This is a genomic window from Comamonas sp. DB36 (assembly GCF_057914905.1).
In genome coordinates, this window is sequence record NZ_CP196631.1 from 588,717 (window position 1) to 605,321 (window position 16,605).

At 65.3% G+C, this 16,605-nt stretch carries 20 protein-coding genes; 3 read left to right on the plus strand and 17 right to left on the minus strand.

Annotation, left to right across the window (positions count from 1 at the left end; genetic code table 11):
- Positions 1–10: 10 nt before the first annotated feature.
- The 3 genes from ACSVDO_RS02760 to ACSVDO_RS02770 all read left to right on the plus strand — a co-directional run bounded on the left by ACSVDO_RS02760 (position 11) and on the right by ACSVDO_RS02770 (position 2,848).
- Positions 11–946 carry a LysR substrate-binding domain-containing protein gene (locus ACSVDO_RS02760; protein WP_489594812.1) on the plus strand — a complete coding sequence of 312 codons (936 nt, stop codon included), beginning with the start codon at positions 11–13 and terminating at the stop codon, positions 944–946.
- 383 nt (positions 947–1,329) lie between these two features.
- Positions 1,330–1,929, plus strand: a complete 600-nt coding sequence (locus tag ACSVDO_RS02765) for a BspR family type III secretion system anti-sigma factor (RefSeq protein ID WP_489594813.1) — start codon at positions 1,330–1,332, stop codon at positions 1,927–1,929.
- A 247-nt stretch (positions 1,930–2,176) separates the two neighbouring features.
- The gene (locus ACSVDO_RS02770) at positions 2,177–2,848 is read left to right on the plus strand and encodes an RNA polymerase sigma factor (protein WP_332533896.1); all 672 of its coding nucleotides are present in this window, start codon (positions 2,177–2,179) and stop codon (positions 2,846–2,848) included.
- A 280-nt stretch (positions 2,849–3,128) separates the two neighbouring features.
- Here the strand turns inward: ACSVDO_RS02770 and sctC are convergent, their stop codons facing one another.
- The 17 genes from sctC to ACSVDO_RS02855 are packed head-to-tail and all read right to left on the minus strand — an operon-like array spanning position 3,129 to position 16,595.
- Positions 3,129–5,045, minus strand: coding sequence for a type III secretion system outer membrane ring subunit SctC (sctC, locus tag ACSVDO_RS02775; protein WP_489594814.1), 1,917 nt, complete (start codon positions 5,043–5,045; stop codon positions 3,129–3,131).
- A gap of 57 nt (positions 5,046–5,102) precedes the next feature.
- On the minus strand, positions 5,103–5,504 hold the full coding sequence (locus ACSVDO_RS02780; RefSeq protein WP_489594815.1) for a type III secretion system chaperone family protein: 402 nt from the start codon (positions 5,502–5,504) through the stop codon (positions 5,103–5,105).
- Between the two features lie 11 nt (positions 5,505–5,515).
- Positions 5,516–6,565, minus strand: coding sequence for a type III secretion system export apparatus subunit SctU (sctU, locus tag ACSVDO_RS02785; protein ID WP_489594816.1), 1,050 nt, complete (start codon positions 6,563–6,565; stop codon positions 5,516–5,518).
- A gap of 15 nt (positions 6,566–6,580) precedes the next feature.
- Positions 6,581–7,360 (minus strand): type III secretion system export apparatus subunit SctT, encoded by a 780-nt coding sequence (gene sctT, locus ACSVDO_RS02790; RefSeq protein ID WP_332533900.1) that lies wholly within the window; start codon positions 7,358–7,360, stop codon positions 6,581–6,583.
- A 55-nt stretch (positions 7,361–7,415) separates the two neighbouring features.
- Positions 7,416–7,685: a type III secretion system export apparatus subunit SctS gene (gene sctS / locus ACSVDO_RS02795; protein ID WP_332533901.1), complete on the minus strand. Its 270-nt coding sequence runs from the start codon at positions 7,683–7,685 to the stop codon at positions 7,416–7,418.
- Positions 7,686–7,705: 20 nt separating this feature from the next.
- Complete coding sequence (gene sctR, locus ACSVDO_RS02800; RefSeq protein ID WP_489594817.1) at positions 7,706–8,353, minus strand: type III secretion system export apparatus subunit SctR; 648 nt, start codon at positions 8,351–8,353, stop codon at positions 7,706–7,708.
- Positions 8,350–9,438, minus strand: coding sequence for a type III secretion system cytoplasmic ring protein SctQ (gene sctQ / locus ACSVDO_RS02805; protein WP_489594818.1), 1,089 nt, complete (start codon positions 9,436–9,438; stop codon positions 8,350–8,352). Before sctQ ends, sctR begins: the two co-directional genes overlap by 4 nt.
- Positions 9,439–9,460: 22 nt before the next feature.
- Positions 9,461–10,042: a hypothetical protein gene (locus ACSVDO_RS02810; RefSeq protein ID WP_332533904.1), complete on the minus strand. Its 582-nt coding sequence runs from the start codon at positions 10,040–10,042 to the stop codon at positions 9,461–9,463.
- Between the two features lie 27 nt (positions 10,043–10,069).
- Entirely contained in the window at positions 10,070–10,573 is a 504-nt protein-coding gene (sctO, locus tag ACSVDO_RS02815) for a type III secretion system stalk subunit SctO (protein ID WP_489594819.1), read from the minus strand.
- Complete coding sequence (gene sctN / locus ACSVDO_RS02820) at positions 10,573–11,904, minus strand: type III secretion system ATPase SctN (protein WP_489596317.1); 1,332 nt, start codon at positions 11,902–11,904, stop codon at positions 10,573–10,575. Before sctN ends, sctO begins: the two co-directional genes overlap by 1 nt.
- A gap of 29 nt (positions 11,905–11,933) precedes the next feature.
- Positions 11,934–12,575, minus strand: a complete 642-nt coding sequence (locus ACSVDO_RS02825; protein ID WP_489594820.1) for an HrpE/YscL family type III secretion apparatus protein — start codon at positions 12,573–12,575, stop codon at positions 11,934–11,936.
- A complete protein-coding gene (locus ACSVDO_RS02830) occupies positions 12,545–13,216 on the minus strand; it encodes a hypothetical protein (RefSeq protein WP_332533907.1) in 672 nt (223 codons plus the stop codon). The genes ACSVDO_RS02825 and ACSVDO_RS02830 overlap by 31 nt, the downstream gene beginning before the upstream one ends.
- Positions 13,213–14,028, minus strand: coding sequence for a type III secretion system inner membrane ring lipoprotein SctJ (sctJ, locus tag ACSVDO_RS02835; RefSeq protein WP_489594821.1), 816 nt, complete (start codon positions 14,026–14,028; stop codon positions 13,213–13,215). The genes ACSVDO_RS02830 and sctJ overlap by 4 nt, the downstream gene beginning before the upstream one ends.
- The gene (locus ACSVDO_RS02840) at positions 14,025–14,435 is read right to left on the minus strand and encodes a hypothetical protein (RefSeq protein WP_489594822.1); all 411 of its coding nucleotides are present in this window, start codon (positions 14,433–14,435) and stop codon (positions 14,025–14,027) included. Before ACSVDO_RS02840 ends, sctJ begins: the two co-directional genes overlap by 4 nt.
- Positions 14,436–14,449: 14 nt before the next feature.
- Positions 14,450–14,872 (minus strand): hypothetical protein, encoded by a 423-nt coding sequence (locus ACSVDO_RS02845; protein ID WP_332533909.1) that lies wholly within the window; start codon positions 14,870–14,872, stop codon positions 14,450–14,452.
- On the minus strand, positions 14,859–15,332 hold the full coding sequence (locus tag ACSVDO_RS02850; RefSeq protein WP_489594823.1) for a hypothetical protein: 474 nt from the start codon (positions 15,330–15,332) through the stop codon (positions 14,859–14,861). The genes ACSVDO_RS02845 and ACSVDO_RS02850 overlap by 14 nt, the downstream gene beginning before the upstream one ends.
- Before the next feature lie 12 nt (positions 15,333–15,344).
- Entirely contained in the window at positions 15,345–16,595 is a 1,251-nt protein-coding gene (locus ACSVDO_RS02855) for a hypothetical protein (protein WP_489594824.1), read from the minus strand.
- Positions 16,596–16,605: the final 10 nt, after the last annotated feature.

Genomic DNA, 16,605 nt, shown 5'->3' on the forward strand with positions numbered 1-16,605 from the left:
AGAATCGCGCATGGTCAAGAAGATTCCCCCGCTCAATCCCCTCAAGGTCTTCGATGCGGTGGTGCGCACGCGCAATCTCACGCAGGCCGCCAAGGAACTGCACATCAGCCAGTCGGCAGTGAGCAAGCAGCTCAACGTTCTGCAGTCCTATCTCGGCGCGGAGCTGTTCCGGCGCGAGCGCCACGGCGTCAGCCTGACCACGGCCGGCCTGCGTTACGGCGAAGCCATCGCCCCGGCGTTCGAAAGCATCGCCAGGGCCACGGGCGAGATCATGCGCAGCGGATCGGACAGCACGCTGCGCATCCAGACCTACACCACGTTCGCGGCCAAGTGGCTGATTCCACGGCTCAGCGACTTCCATGCGCGTCATAGCGACATTGCGGTGGTCATCACCAACTCCGTGAAGGACGTCGACTTCGACCGCGACCCGGTCGATCTGGCGATACAGATGGGGCGCGGCGCCTGGCAGGGCATGGACACCGATTTCCTGTTCGAGGATGTGATCGAGCCTGTCTGCAGTCCTGCCTACCTGCGGGCCAATGCTCCCGAGGCTGCCTATCCCCAGGCCTTGCTGCGCAAGCGCCTGCTGGTCTCGCACTACCGGCAGAAGGACTGGCAGACCTGGGCGCGGCTGTGCCGCTACGAAAGTGAAATCCAGGATGTCGAAAGCATGCAGTTCAGCAGTTCGGTGCTTACCTGGCAGGCCGCGGCCGATGGCCTGGGCATCGCGATCGGCCAGACGGCGCTGCTGGTCGACGACCTGGCCAATGGCAAGCTGCTCGCGCCGTTTCACCTGCCGGTGCGCACCGGTGCCTCCTATTACCTCGTGAGCCCGCAACTGCAACGCCAGTCGCGCAAGGTCGAAGTGTTTCGCGACTGGCTCAAGGAACAGGTCGCTGCATCGGCGGCTTCGGCGCAGCATTTCGACGCTGCTTCTGCGGGTTGAGCGACCCCGCTGCGCCAGCGTGGCAATTTCGCAGGGATTAATTCGTATCCATATCATGGGCGACATCACGGATAACCACTAGTCAATTCCCGTGATTTGTAATTTGTCAATGCGCTGGCGATTTTTAAATATCACGGATAACTGGTAGTTAATTTCCGTGATTTCAGATTTGGCGATTCAATCAGAAATTGGAAATATCACGGATAACTGGTAGTTGTTTTCAGTGATTGATTGTTTGACTATTATTTATTGCGAGATGTAAAATATCACGGTAATTAACTAGCAGCTTTCCGTGATTGGCGGCCTGGCCTTTTTTGACTAGGAACCGTGCTCAGTGTGCGGTTACTAAAGATAAGAATTTACTAATACCTGAAGAGGTTTCTGTGGCTGTGACTATTAAACCGCTTGTGCACCCTGCTCAGCTCTCGCTGGATTCCTTCGGTGATTCAGCAAAAAAGGGCGAAACCGTGCAGGTGGTGCACGATGGCTCGCTATGGACGGTGGGGGCGTGCAGCACGGCGCAGGCGCAGCGCTTCGGTGCACGGCCCGACATCGAGGTGGACACCACCTCGATGTTCATCGCCGCCCTGGGGGCGGCGTTTCCCGGGGGCATCCGGGACGCAGTAGTGCGCGAACTGGGCCTGGTCCCCAGCCCTGGCGCACCTCTGGCGTCGCGTCTGGTGCTGCAGGCCATCGACATGGCCGAGACCAGCCAGAAGGCCTTGCAGGGCGTTGATTTCATGACGCAATTCATGTTCAGTGCCGCCCCCCACAGCGTGGCGTTCGTGCACGCCTGCGCGGCCCTTGGCTTGCGCCCTGAAGCGGTCAGCCCGCAGCAGCGCGACGCGATCGACGCATGCATGCAGGAACGCTTTGCGCGGGCCGCGCAACAAGGGCAGGTTCCGGTCGCACCCGCCGTGGCGCAGGAATGGCTGCGGTCGGAACTGCAGACCGTGTCCGCGTCGTCCTCCGGTTCGTACTGAGACGGGCGCTGCGGCCCATGGCCTGATGCGCAACGCAGGCCTTCTCAGTTTTGTGTAAAAAAAAGTTACTAAAACAGCAGTCCCGGATACTGCCAAACGATGAGATATTGCGTCGGAAGGCATTATCTTCGTCTGTAGATGGCGTGTTGCATTGAGATAACCGTGTGGCCGATTGTGAGAAGCTGGATGCGGCATTGGGATATTTCAATCTATACAGCTTCTGCAATTCCATGTAAGAATTAGTTACGTGGGTAATTCCACTTTTTTAATTCGTACATGGGCGGTGGCCAATATGATTTACGAGTCAACGGTGCAGGTGTGGGAAACCGATGCCTTGGGTGCCGAGGCGTTTTCTGAAAGTGAGAGCATGACGCCAATGGACGAGCAGTCCATGGCGCAGCGTGACGAGTTGTTTCAAGGTCTGGTGCAGGCGCATGGCACACGCCTGTATCGCTTCATCATCAAGAACATCGGCAATCCCAGCGATGCCCAGGATCTGGCCCAGCAGGCCTTCCTGGAAGCGGTTCGATCCTATAGCTCGTTCAAGGGGCAGTCCGAGCTGTCCACCTGGTTGTATGGCATCGCCATGAACCTGGTGCGCAACCATCTGTCACGCGCGCCGCATCGCCGCTACGAATTCGCGGACGAATCGATGCTTGACGAGATGGCTTGCGACGCACTGGCGCCGGACGAGGCAGTCGAGCAGACTCAGCGCATGCGCCATCTGCAACTTGCGCTCGAGGATCTGCCCGAAAGCATGCGCTCCATCCTGCTGATGGTTGCGGTCGACGAACTGTCCTATGAAGCCGCGGCTGCACTGCTGACCGTGCCCGTGGGAACGGTGCGCAGCCGGCTCTCGCGCGCGCGCGCGGCATTGCGTGCGAAGCTGCAGGCGCGTGGCGTCGAACTCGATTTCTAGGCAGCGCAACGTCTGATGCGGACCTGAACCGCAGCCCCTCCAGGGGGGGCAGGGCTGCGGCGCGATCCGCGCTGCCTGGGCAGCGCAGGCAGCGGCTGCGCTCGAGCCAGTTCTCCATCAATCCTCGCAAGCTGATCCACAGTGGCCATCTCGGTGGCCATCTCGGGCCTTGCTGCCGTGTGCACGGGCAGCGGCGCTGCGAGTACTTCAGAACCGATGCCGCGGGAAAGGCTTGCGCGGCACCGCGGCCCGGTGGGCGAGGACCTGACCAGGCTTCTTCTCAGGGTTCCTGCGGTACGGCCTCGATGCCAGCGTAGTCGACCACGCTCGCGCGGGAATCGTGTGGCGCTGCCGGTGTCTCCCCTACGACGGGCGGCGGCGTTTGCGACGACACGGGCATGGCCGCGGGGGCTTCTACGGGTGCGCGCAGCGCGTTGATGTCCGAGGTGACGCCCGTGGGCAGGGTCACGAGCCGCGGCTTGATCATGAACAGCCGCTCGCGCGATGCCTGGTTATGCACCTTGTTCGAGAACAGCATGCCCAGCACCGGTATCGAGCCCAGTCCGGGCACCTTGTTGACATCGCGCGTCGACTGCGTGCTCTTGTAGCCGCCGATCAGCAGCGTCTGGCCTTCGCCGACGATGGCCTGGGTGCTGACCACGCTGCGGCGCACGGTGGGCAGGGTATCGATCTGCGTGTCCTGGATCTGGCCGTCCTCGATGTCCACATCGAGCTGGATCACCGGCCCTTCGGCGCGCTGCACATAGTGCGGCGTGACGCGCAAGGTAGTGCCCGCCGTGATCGGCGTGATCGTCGCCACGCGCTCGCCTATGCTGCGGACATAGAAGGTTTCCGACAGATCGAGCAGCGCGCCTATGTTGTCGATGGTGAGAATCGACGGGCGGGACTGGATGCTGGCTTCGCCCGTGCCTTCGAGCGCGCGGATGCGGTTGATCAGGAAGTTGCCCGAACTCACCACCAGGCTCGCGGGGTCGACGCTGGCGCCGCGCGCAACCGCGCCCAGCACCAGATCGTTGCCATCGCCCTTGGTCGCCATCGAACCGAAGCCGGCGACGCTGCCGCCGCGGCGTGCGCTCCAGGCAATGCCCAGTTCGTCGAGGCGCGAGGAATTGATATCGATGATCATGGCCTCGATCTCGATCAGCGGCGAAGGAATATCGAGCTGCTCGATCAGGCTCTTGTAGAGCGGCATGCGCTCGGCCGTGTCCTGCACGATGATGGCATTGAGCCGAGAGTCGGCCTGTATCGAGGGCGCGAGCCGGCGCATGCCCGCACCTGTGGCCGCGCCGCCTGGTTTCTGGGCGGCGCTGGCGCCGCTCTGGGCGCCGGCCGCATGGGCCGTGCCGTTGGCCGAAGCAAACGGTCCGTTGGGCAGGCCGGAGCTGTTGGAGTCGAATGTCAGGCCCGCAGTGTTGGCCGCGCTGAAAAGGCCTGGCAGCCCCTGGCCCTGGCTTGGGGCCACCGAGGAAATCAGCGCGTTGTTGACTCCCGAGCCGCCCGACTGGCCGCCTATCAGGTTGCGCAGCACCTGGGCCAGGCCCGGCGTGGTGATCTGGCGGTCGCGGTAGAGAATGGTGCGGTCATCCACCGAAGCATGCTTGAGACGGAACACCGCGACCTGCTGGCCGCCGGCCATCATCGGCAGCTGGGCCATGGTGCGCTCGATCAGCGCGACATAGGGCGCGGGCCCCGAGACCAGCGCAATGCCCTGTTCGGGCAACTCTCCCCAGCCAAAGCGCGCATCGAGCACGCCCAAGCTCGTCAGCGCCTGGCGCACGGTGGCGATGTTGCCGCCGCCCGCGCTGATGCTGCGCGTCGTGACTTCGGTGGTGCGGCCCACATGCAGGGTGCCCGCATGGGTGAACCAGGTCAGGCCGTAGACGCTGGCCAGCCGGTCCATGAATTCCGTCGGACTGGCGCTGGTGAATTTGCCCTGCACCTTGCCCGCGACCTGGGGCGACAGCTCCAGCGACAGGCTGAAGCTGCTGGCGAAATCGCTCAGGACCTGGGTCAGGCTGGTGCTGTCCGCATAGTAGCTGTAAGGGGCTTCGGTCCAGGGCGGCGCAGCCGCATGTGCCGAGCCCCAGGACGCAGCGAAGAGGCTGGCGCAGACCAGTGCTTGCAGCGTCTTGCGCGGCCAGGCCTGGTTGCGCGGGGATGGTCTCGTGGCGGGCATGGGGGACTGGAGACGGGGTGGCGGTGTCATGGACAGGTAGCTGCGCATGGACCGTGTTCAAAGAGAGCGACTGGCACGTGACCAGAAAGCCAGCGAGTTAACGAACCGGCCCACGGCATCGTCTATATCCTTGATCGATAGGGCGGGCGCCGGCAGCTGCAGCCAGATGGCCCGACAGCGCGCATCCACGCTGCACGTCGTGGCCTGTTGTTTCATGGTGCCGCAGGCCAGCCGGGCGCAGGCCAGCAGCAGGTCGTCGCGCGCCGGACCGGGGTCAGGCAGCGCTTTCAGGCGGGCGCTGACCATGATTCCTGCGCCAGGCAGGGCGCGCAGTTGCAGTCGGTAATGCCCATCGACGAGCATTTGCAGCGCGGCCGCGCCGGGGGCCATGGGAATGTCGTATTGCGCGGCATAGCTGCCAAGCAGGGCGGCCGCGTCTTGGGGCGCAGGGCGGGACATGGGCATGGCCTTCAGGTCGGGGCCTGTGGGTCGAGCTGCTGCAGCAGCCTGAGCAATTCGGCGACAGGCTCCACCAGTTCGGACGGAATGTACTGGCCCGCCTCTCCCTGCGCGGTCAGCGCGCGTGCCAGCGGAATGTTCTGCATCACGGGAACGCCGGCGGCGCGCGCCGCGTCCATCATTGCCTGTGCCAGAGCGCCCTCGGCCATGGCCAGGATCAGCGGCAGCGGCGTTTCGTTCTCGTCGTAGCGCAGCGCGACCGCGAGGTGGGTCGGGTTGGTCACCACCACGCTGGCCTCGCGCGCGCTCTGCACCACGGAGTTCTGCTGCATCTCCTTGCGCAACTGCTTGCGTTGCTGCTTGATATACGGGTCGCCTTCCATCTGCTTGTACTCCTGCTTGACTTCGTCCTTGGACATCATCAGACCCTTGCGGTACTGCATGCGCTGCCAGACGAAGTCGGCCAGCGCGATCACGCTGTACGCCAGGCCGATATAGATCAGCATGGTCTTGAGCAGCGACGCCATGACCTGGCCCAGGCCCGGCAGGCCGGCCTGCGGAATGCTGGTCAGTATCGGCATGGCGTCGCGGATCAGCAGCGCCACCAGGCTAGAAAGAATGCCGATCTTCAGCACCGACTTCAGGAACTCGACGAAGTTCTTCTTGGAGAAGATGTTCTTCGCATTGGTCAATACGTTGAGCTTCTTGCCCGAAGGTTTGACCTTTTCAACCGCGAAAATGATGCCCACCTGCATGGCATCGGCGAAGAGGCCCACGCCCAGCACGATGCCTATGAACGGCAGCACCACCCAGGCCGCGCCGGTCAGCAGCTCGATCACCAGGGTGTTGGCCGCGTCCTGGAAGTTCAGCTGCAGCAGCGTGCCGGGCAGCAGAATCATCTCTCCCAGGTTTTCGACGATGTGCGCGCTGTTGACCAGCAGATAGCCGAAGATGCTCAGTATCAGCAGGGTCTGGGTGAAGTCCTTGCTGTACGCGACATCGCCTTTCTTGCGCGAGTCGCGCAGGCGCTTGGCCGTCGGTTGTTCGGTCTTTTCGCTCATCGCTGCTGCGGGCGCTCAGCCGGCCGGCCCCCATTGATCGCGCAGCCAGGGCAGGATACGGCCTATGGCCAGCACATGGTCGGTGGCGTACTCGAACAGCGATGACGCGTAGAGGAGCAGCACCAGCATGGCCAGCGCGCTCTTGATCGGCATGGCCATGAAAAACACCTGCAGCTGCGGAGCGAAGCGGCTGACCAGGGCCAGGCCGAACTCCGCGAGAAACATCGCCACCATCGCCGGTGCGGCCAGCAGCAATGCCATGCGCACCAGACGGCCAAGCTGCTCGAGCATCACCGGCACCGACTCGGCGCGCAGCTCGGGCGTCCACTGCAACACGCTCCAGAGCGCAAAGCTGTCATAGAGCGTTCCCAGCAGCAGCGTGAAGCCGCCGCTGAGCAGAAAGAAGACGATGAACGCCTGGTTGAACAGAATGCCCAGCGGCGAGGAATCATTGCCCGTCAGCGGGTTGAGCGTGGCGGCAATGCTCGCGCCGCGCTGGTTGTCGATCAGAAAGCCCACGGCTTCGAAGATCCAGAAAGGGACGGCCGCGAGGTAGCCGATGACGAAGCCTATGAAGGCCTCCTTGAGCATCAGCAGCAGCAGCATTCCGGTATCGAGCGTGGCCGCCGCTTGCGCGACCACCGGGGCCAGCGCGGGCACCATCACCAGGCTCAGCGCCGCGGCCACGCTGAAACGCAGCATTCCCGGAATGATCTGGGCGTTGAATAGCGGCAGGGCGATGAACATGGCGAGGATTCGCGGTTGGGTGAGTGCCAGCGTCTTGAGCAAAGACATGGCCTCATCGTAGGTAACCGGCAGCTCCATGGGGTTCCCTGGCATTCGTGGGTGCTCAGCGCCCCAGGGCGGGCAGGGCGTCGAAGATCTGCACCGTGAAGTTGAACATCTCGCCGCCCACCCAGCGCGCGGTCAGCAGGATGGTGATCGACACGGCGATCAGCTTGATGCCGAACGACAGCGTCTGCTCCTGGATCTGCGTCAGCGCCTGGAACAGCGAAAACAGCGTGCCGACGATGGAGCCGACGATGATGGGCGGCAGCGACAGCCAGAGCACCAGGTACAGCGCCTGCGTGAAGTAGGAAACGACATCGACGGATTGCATGGGGGCGTCCTTAGGGAAGATCAGGCGTAGCTGAGCACCAGTCCCTGGATCAGGCGCGACCAGCCGTCGACCATCACGAACAGGAACAGCTTGAGCGGCAGGGAGATCGTGACGGGCGAGACCATCATCATCCCCATGGCCAGCAGGATGTTGGAGACGATCAGGTCGATCACCACGAACGGCAGATAGATGAGAAAGCCGATCTGGAACGCGGCCGTGAGCTCCGACACCACGAAGGCCGGCGCCAGCACGATGAAGTCGCGCTCCGAAATGCCTGCGGACAGCTGCGGGCCCCACATGCGCTGGGCGGTGCGCACGAAGAAGTCGCGCTGTTCGATGCGGCTGTTCTTGAGCATGAATTCGCGCAAGGGCTCCGCGCCCTCGCGCGTTGCGCCGACCAGCGCCGGCACGCTCTTGAGCGCTTCGGGCTCGGCGCTCAGTCGGTCGAACATGTGCACGCCCACCGGTGCCATCACATAGACGGACAGGATCAGCGCCATGCCGTATAGCGCCAGGTTGGGCGGCATCTGCTGCACGCCCAGCGCATTGCGCAGCAGCGACATGACCACCGCGATCTTGAGGAACGAGGTGGTGACGACGACCAGCGTGGGCAGCAGCGCCAGCAGCGCCAGCATTACCGCCAGCGAGATCGGATCGAAATGGTTCATGCTGCGCTCTGCGTGCGCGGGGCAAACAGCTGGCGCACCGAGATGCCCAGCAATCCGTCGATTTCCACCAGTTCGCCTTCGCCGATCAGCGCGCCGTTCGCGCGTATGCGCACCGCACTCGCCAACGGATGACCCAGGCTGATGGACTGGCCGGGCTGCAGGGCACGCAGCTCGGCGAGCGTGAGGTTGATCTCGCCGAGATCGAAAGAAAGTCGTACCGGGATGGCGTCGAAGCTCGCGGCTTCGTTCGCAGGCGGGTCAAGGGCGGGCATGGTGTGGCTCCAGGACTGGACAACGGTGAGAGAGGGCGCGCGCGCAGGGGCCGGTGCGGAGTCTGTTTCTGGCGGCGCTGGCAGTTGCACGTGCAGACCGCCGGCGCCCGGCGCCTGCAGCCACAGAACGCGCTCGGCGCTCACAAAGCGGTGCGCCAGCGGCACCACGTCGCCCAGGGCCAGCAGCCGCAGTTCGTCGATGGCCAGCGTGGCGTAGCCGATGTCCAGGTACAGCGCGAGGGGCAGGTCCGCATTCGCCAGCGGTCCGCCGCGCGGCGGCAGGATCGATGCCAGGCCGGCGATCAGCAGCAGGCCCAGGCTGTCGCTGCGCACCAGGCCGGAGATGGCCTGGCGGCCTTCGAGCGCATCGAGTTGCAGAGCGAACGCATGGGGCAGCGCGGCGGGCAGCTGGCCTTCTGCCTGCGATATGAACCGGGGCGCACCGCGGCCCAGGCGCTCCAGGCTGATCAGCAGATCGTCCAGCGCCGCGGCCAGCGTGCTGGCGTGCATTTCCTGGGGCAGCGGCGGCAGCGCGGCGCCGTCGAGCAGGGCCGACAGCAGCTGTTCTGTGACGGCGTGCGGCAGCTGCAGCTGCAGCTGTGCGCCCGCCCACTCGATGGCAATAAGGACGTCGCTGGCAAGCGTCTGCCATGGTGCCTCGATGACAGGACGCAGACTCGCCCGCCAGTGCGTTCCCCCTGCGCGCACTGGCATGCCCATGGCCCGCTGGGCAATGGTCGTGTGGGCCTGCGCCTCGTTGCGCGACAGCTGTGGCGGTTTCCAGGAGGCCGGAGCTGGCAGGGAGGTGGACATCAAGGGTGGCAAATAAGGAAAGTCAGTGGTTCGCATCGACCTGCACCAGACATCGGTCTTCAGCGTCGTCGGTCTGTATCTCCACGCGGGTGTCGCGCTGCAGGCGCTGCGCCAGGCTTTCGCCCAGCCAGGCCGCTGCGGCGCACAGCCGCTCGCGCGCGGCTTCGTCACTGCAGGTGAAGCGCGCCACCAGCCGCGCGGCTTCCTCGAAGACATCGACCACCACGCCGCGCAGTTGCGCGTCGCTCAGCGTGATCTGCACGCCGCGCCGGCCTTGACGGCCGTCGGCGACCAGCAGGCGGCTGGCCATCTGTTCCAGGGTTTGCGTCAGCGCAGGCGCGGCCGGCGGCGCTTGCCGCGCGGCGGCGGCGAGCGCCGGCTGAAACAGATCGAAGGGGTTGGCCAAGGCTGGGCCGGCCTGGGCCGCCTCGGCGTCCGCAGGCGCATTGCGCTGCCGGCTCAGCAGATCGCGCAGGTTGCGACCATCGTCGGCGAGCTGCTGCTGGCTGCGCGTGTCGGCCTGGCCGGGCGTATCGGATGGCGTGCCAAATGCGTTGCCCGATGGCACGCCTGCATCGAGGTGAAGGGGGCGTTCAGAGCGCATGCAGGTCTCCTGTGGGGTGGGCTGGCATCAGGCGACCTCTTCGCCGGCGCTGTGCCAGTCTTCGCGCTCGCGCACCACGCTGGCCGCCTCTTCCATTTCGAGGTCCTCGCGGCGTTCTGATTCGAGTGCCTCGACCGCAGCGAAGCTGCCGGCCAGATCGATGAACTTGCTGGTCTGCCGCGCGGCCTCCTGGTGCTGGCCGCGCGCCTGGTCGAATCGCTGCTGCGCTGTTTCCAGCGCGCGCTGCGCGGCTTCCAGCGCATCCTGCTGGCGCTGCTCGCGCTGGCGCAATGCGGCGACCGCCAGATGCACCTGCTGTATTTCGCGCAGGCGCACCATGCGCGCGCACAGGTCGGCGTAGAGCTGCCGTTCGGCGAGCACGCCTTGGGCCAGCAGCCGGGCCAGCAGGGCTTCGGCGTCCAGGCGCTCTTGCTGGGCCTGGCGCAGGGCCTGGCGCTGCGCGCGCATCGCCGCTTCGGCCCGGCCTTCGCGAAAGCGCTTGATCGCCAGCAGATCGTGCAGCAATTTCATCATCCGGTTCCTACCAGGTTCGCGAGCCCGGCCAGCGTGTCCGCCAGGCTGGAGCTCTCATGCGTGCGCTGCTTCAGGAAACCGCGTATGGCCTCCATCTTGTCGATGGCTTCGTCGGTGGCGGCGTCGCCGCCGCGCTTGTACTCGCCGATCTTGACCAGCAGATCGACTTCCTCGTACTTGGCCATCAGTTCGCGCAGCCGGCCGGCCATGCGCTTGTGCTCGGGCGTGACCACGGCATTCATCACGCGCGAGGTGGAAGAGAGCACGTCGATCGCCGGATAGTGGTTGGCGGCCGCAAGCTTGCGCGACAGCACGATGTGGCCGTCAAGGATGGAACGGGTTTCGTCGGCGATGGGCTCGGTCATGTCGTCGCCTTCGACCAGAACCGTGTAGAGCGCGGTGATCGAGCCCTTGTCGTTCATGCCCACGCGCTCCATGAGCTTGGGCAGCGTTGCGAACACCGACGGCGGATAGCCGCGGCGCGTGGGCGGCTCGCCCGCGGCCAGGCCGATCTCGCGCTGGGCACGCGCGAAGCGCGTCACCGAGTCCATGAGGAACAGCACCTTCTTGCCCTGGTCGCGGAAGTACTCGGCGATGGCCGTCGCCACATACGCGGCCTTGGCGCGCTCCATCGACGACTTGTCGCTGGTCGCGCAGACAATCACGCTTTTCTTGCGGCCTTCCTCGCCGAGTTCGTTCTCGAGAAACTCGCGCACTTCGCGGCCGCGTTCGCCGATCAGCGCGACCACGGTCACATCCACGTCGGCGCCCTTGACGAGCATGCCCATCAGCGTCGACTTGCCGCCGCCCGCGGCCGCGAAGATGCCCATGCGCTGGCCTTCGCCGCAGGTCAGCACGGAGTCGAGCGCACGCACGCCGAGTTCCAGCGGCTGGCTGATGATGCGCCGCTTGAGCGGGTCGGGCGCTTCGGCGAACACCGGGTAGAACTTGCTGGCTTCGAGTGGGCCGCGCTCGGCTTCGTCGAGGGGCCGGCCCAGGCCGTCGAGCACCCGACCCAGCAGGCCGAAGCCCACGGGAACCAGATGGGCGCGGCCCGTGGGAATCACTTCGGTCGCCGCGGAAATGCCGTACATGTCGCCGATGGGCGTGAGCAGCGCCGCATCGCGCGCAAAGCCCACGACCTCGGCCTTCATCTCGAAGTCTTCGCCGGGATTGCGCAGCACGCAGACTTCGCCGACTTTGACCGTCGGCACGACGGCGCGGATGATGGTGCCTATGACCTGGGTCACGCGGCCCTTGATCTGCAGCATGGGCGCGTCGTCGAGCGCGAGCTGCATCATCTCGGCAATGTAGTCGAACTGGCGCAACGCACGCACGCCGGGTTTGATGCCGGTGCTCATACGCGGCTGCCCAGCACTTTCTGGAAGGCCTTCTCGAGCGCCGCGATCTGGCCGTCTATGCTGGCCTCGACCAGACCGATTTCACTTTCGAGAATGCAGGCGTGCGGGGCCAGCCGGCCGTCGGCCAGGATGTCCAGATAGCCCACGCCCGGATAGGCGGCGAGCAGGTCGTTGATACGCGCGCGCACCACCTCGACCTGCTGTGGATGCAGGCGCAGCGTCATCTGTTTCTGGTTGCGCACCACCGACAGCGCATTCTTGACCACGATCAGCACGCGCTCGGCATCGCTGTAGTCGTCGATGATCTTGCGCACCGCGCCCATCACCAGCGCCACCATGTCGGCTTCGACCTGGGCGAAATACTCGACCGTGCGGCCCACGGTCTCTATCATTTTCTCGGCCTGGGCCATCTGCGCTTCGGCCCGGCCTTCGGCATAGCCGCGCCGGCATTCCTCGTCGTAGGCAGCCCGGGCGCTGGCGGCAATCGCCTGGGCCTGGTCCTGGGCGGCGCTGATCAGCGCTTCGGCCTGACCCCAGGCGGCGATCTCCGCGGCACGCAGCACCCGTGTACCGGGCGCGATGCGTGCCTGCAGCTTGCGCTGCGGCGTCAATGGATTGTTGGGAATGAGGAAAGCCATTCGGGCTCCAGAAATTGCAGGGTCTGCAGGCACAGGCTGCAGGCCTGCGCAGGCGTCATTCCGCTGGCTTCGCGCGATGCGGGCGATTCGGCATCGAGCGGCAGCTTCCAGTCGGCGCGGCGGCGCAGGGGCGCGGGCGCATCGTGCCAGCTCTGGGCCAGCAGGCCCGCGCCCAGGCGGTCCGCGCCTGCGGCCAGTCCCTGCTCCATCCAAGGCTGCGGGTCGTCGAGGCCGGGATGCAGCGTCGCGCCCTGCCTGCAAACCCAGTCCCAGGCCGTGAAACCTATCGCTGCCTGGGCGGCATTGACTTCGCTGCGCGCAATGCGCTGGCGCAGGTTCTTTCCCAGCAGCAGCAGCCCCGCATGCCGCAGCGTGGCCCGCAGCAGCGTGGGCGCGGCCAGGGCCAGCGGCGTCGCGGGGTGCGACAGGTCGCACACCGGCTGCGCGTCTTCCTGCAGGCGTTCGAGCAGCAACTGGGACCAGTGGCTATGCCATTGCCGCGCGGTTTCGGGTTCCGCGATCCAGGCGGTCGCGTGTCCGGGCAGCCAGAGCGCGGCGCGGCTCGGGTGCAGCGCCAGACTGGGCAGCAGGTTGAAGCGCTGCAGCGGCGCCAGTGAGAGCGGCGAGTGCAGGTCGCTCATGAAGCCTCCATGGTTGGGGTGGTCGAAGCCGGCATGAGCAACTGGCGGTAGCGCCACAGCCCATAGGCCAGCGCGGCAAGCGCGACGGCGGCGATGCCCGCCAGCGACCAGAGCAGCAGCGACAGGCGCGCCGCCGCATGAGCGGGTACCTCGAAGCCCCAGACCGCCTGTGGCGCGGCTTCGGTCGCGGCGGCGCTGGTGCGGGCCTGCGAAGCGACAAAAACCACCGAGACCCGGTCCGCGGTCAGACTGGGAATGCTGTTGGTGACCAGGCGGCGGATCTGCGGCTGGATGATCTCGAGGTTGTAGCCGTCCTGGTGCTTGATGAACACCGCGGCCGTCGACGGCACGCCGGTTTCGCCGGCCGTGCCGCGCTCGGGCAGCACCACATGCACGCGCGCCGCGAGCACGCCGTCTATCTTCGACAGCGTGTTCGACAGCTCCTGCGACAGCGCGTAGATGTAGCGCGCGCGCTCCTCGAGCGGCGAGGAGATCAGGCCTTCCTTTTTGAAAATCTGGCCCATGCCGGCGAAGCGCTCACGCGGCAGTCCCTTGTCGCGCAGCACTTCCAGCGCGCGGCCCACATCACCCGAGGCCACGCGCACGCCGACCATGCCTTCCTTGCCCGGCACTTTCTCGGTGGGAATGGAGGCATTGATCAGCGCGGCCAGCACCTCGTTGGCCTCTTCTTCGGCAATCGCGCCCATCAGGTCCACGCGCCCGCCGCAGGCAGACAGCAGCAGGCAGCAGCCCAGCACCAGCATCTGCAGCCCGCTGCGCAGCCATTGGCGCGTTGGAAATCGTAGCTTCATTGCAGATGCGTCAGTTCGTTCAGTTTCTGAGTTATGACGCGGGTGCCCGCTGTCATCATCTGCGTCTGCATGCCGACCAGGTGCATATCCACCATCAGAGCCATGTTCTGTCGGTAAGTCATGGCGTTGTCGCTGTGCAGCTCGGCGTGCACGCGCGTCACGTTGTCGCGAAAGTTTTGGGACACTTTCTGCACGCTGTTGAGCAGCGCCTCGCCCCTGTTCTGCGGATTGATGGCTGCGCCCTGTACCGCTGTCGTTGGCAGCGCGGCGCTGGCCACATCGGGCGCCGGGGGCTGCATCAAGGCCGCGAACCGCTGCGCCGCGGCGGCGTCGGGCGCTGGCGCGATGGACGCTTTGGCCCACGCCGGTTCAATGCGTACGGAGGAAAGGCTGGCAATGACTTCCATGAGTTTCTCCTGGTTCAAAGGGCGAGAAGCGGCTCGGGCCTGGGGCTCGGGTGGGGGGCTTCGCCCAGCAGCCGAGCGGCAAACACTGCGGCGTCCGAGGCGCTGCCTTGGCGAGCGAGATCCACGACCCGGCGCAGTACATAGATGCTTTCGCTGCGGCGTCCGGCCAGCTGCAGCGCCAGGCCCCTGAACGCCTCGAGCATGTCGCGCTCGGGGCCGTCCGGCATGCGCACCGCCTGCAACTGCTGCACGGCGTCGCTGGCGCGACTGGCATTGAGCAGCGCGGTCGCCGCGCCAATATGGGCGAATGCGCGGTCAGGCCGCAGCCGCGCCAGCGCCTCGAAGATGCGCAGCGCGCGCGGCACATCGCCGCGCCCGGCGGCCAGAAAGCCGACCTGGGTCAACAGCTGGATATCGGCGGCTTCAGGCAGGGGCATGGCTGTCTAGTCCTTGCAGCAGGAGACCGGCGCGTGTGTGTTCGGCGAGATCGGCTGGAAGCTGGGCGAGCCGGCGCAGTTGCAGCAGCAGCACGCGTGCCAGCGCGTGAGCATCGGCTTGGATCAGGGCTTCGGCCAGGGCGAGCGCGAGCGCGCTCGACTCGGGCTGCACATACAAGGCCAGCGACAGCAACTGGGCGGCCTGCATCGGATCGCCGTTGCGCAGCGCGCATTGGGCCTTGGTGCGCAGGTAGTCGGGGTGGGTCGGTGCATACAGCAGCAGGAACGAGAGGTAGGCGCTGGCCTGCTGCCACTGCCCTGCCTGCAGCATGGCGCAGGCCATGCTGTAGAGCGTCGCCTGGCTGGCCGGCTCCAGCCGGTTGGCACTGGGCAGCTGCTCCAGTTCACGGATCTGGCCGGCAATGATGGCGTCGAGCGCGGCGGCCGCGGTGCTTGTCATGGCAGGAACTCCTCAAATGCTGTTGCGCTGTATGGCGCGGATGGTCTCGCTCTGGGCCTGGATGACAGAGTCCAACTTCTGCAGCGCATCCTGGCCAATCTGGTTGGCGCTGTGGATCGCGTCACCGGCGCGTTTGGATTCGATTTCCTGCTGCTTGGCCTCGATCTCATGGCGCTTGGAGTCGCTGTCGCTGGTTTCTGCCTGGAACCTTTGGTATGTAATCAAGGGCTGCGCTATCAATCCATCGAGCAGCTTGCTGTAGGATTCCCATTTGCTCCTGATGCCTTCCGCCGTGGCATTGATTTCCTTCACCTCGTCGAACTTCGCTGCGGCCTCGACCTTCAAGTTGTCGGCATGCTTGCGCAGAATGCTGGCATGGGCTTTCATTTGCTCGGGGGTGGGGTCCTGGCGGGCAGGGCGCGTGGGATTTGCCTCGGCGTGGGCGGTGTCGCTGGTGGCCGCAGCGGAGGGCGTTTTTGCTCCCGAGGGGGATTTTTCGGCCAGGCTTGTGCCATCGAGGATTTCAGTACTTGCAGGTTCTTGCGCGCTGGGCGTCGGTTGAATTTGCTCCTCGATCTGGAGGGCCATGTCCGCTTCGACACGGGCCGGTGGCGTGGCGGCGAGATTTTTCTCGATGTCGGCGGCAGGATGCTCGGCAACGGCAGCGGAGCCACTGGTCGCAGCGGTGGTTTCCAGGTGCTGTGCCTGCGACTCGAGTTGGGTGGCCGTGGCGTTCAGATTCGTGGCGTCCTGCTGCAGCGCCTGGCCTTGCTTTTGCGTATCCATGCCTTGCGAGGTGGCCGTGGCGGCCTGCGCGCTGGAAGCGATCTGGCTGCTGGCCATGGCAGCCTGTGTCACGCCCTGGATCAATCCGGCGCCCAGGCGGAAATTGGCGGATTTCTTCGGGTCGTCCGCGGACTGGTTCATCTTTTCCATCTGGCTCACTTCCGCCATGTCCCTTAGCAGCACATTGATCTTGCTGATTTCCTGGGCGTTCTTGCGCACGGCAATGAGAATCTGCGACAGGTCCAGGGGCAGGTCGTCCAGCACCCGTAGCAGGTTCTGCCTAACCTGCGCGGGCGAAACCTGTTTGCCTTGCGGCTGCAGGTGTCCAGATCCCTCTGCCTTGGCCGTGAAATTGTCTTCTGCCAAGGCGTCGATGTAAGTCCGTCCTGTCGGCGTTTTGACATCTGCCGCAGCGGACTTTTGCGCCATGTGGGCCGGCTGGACCGTAGTGCCTTGGGGTGGGAAGTTGACGGTCATGGAAGTCCTT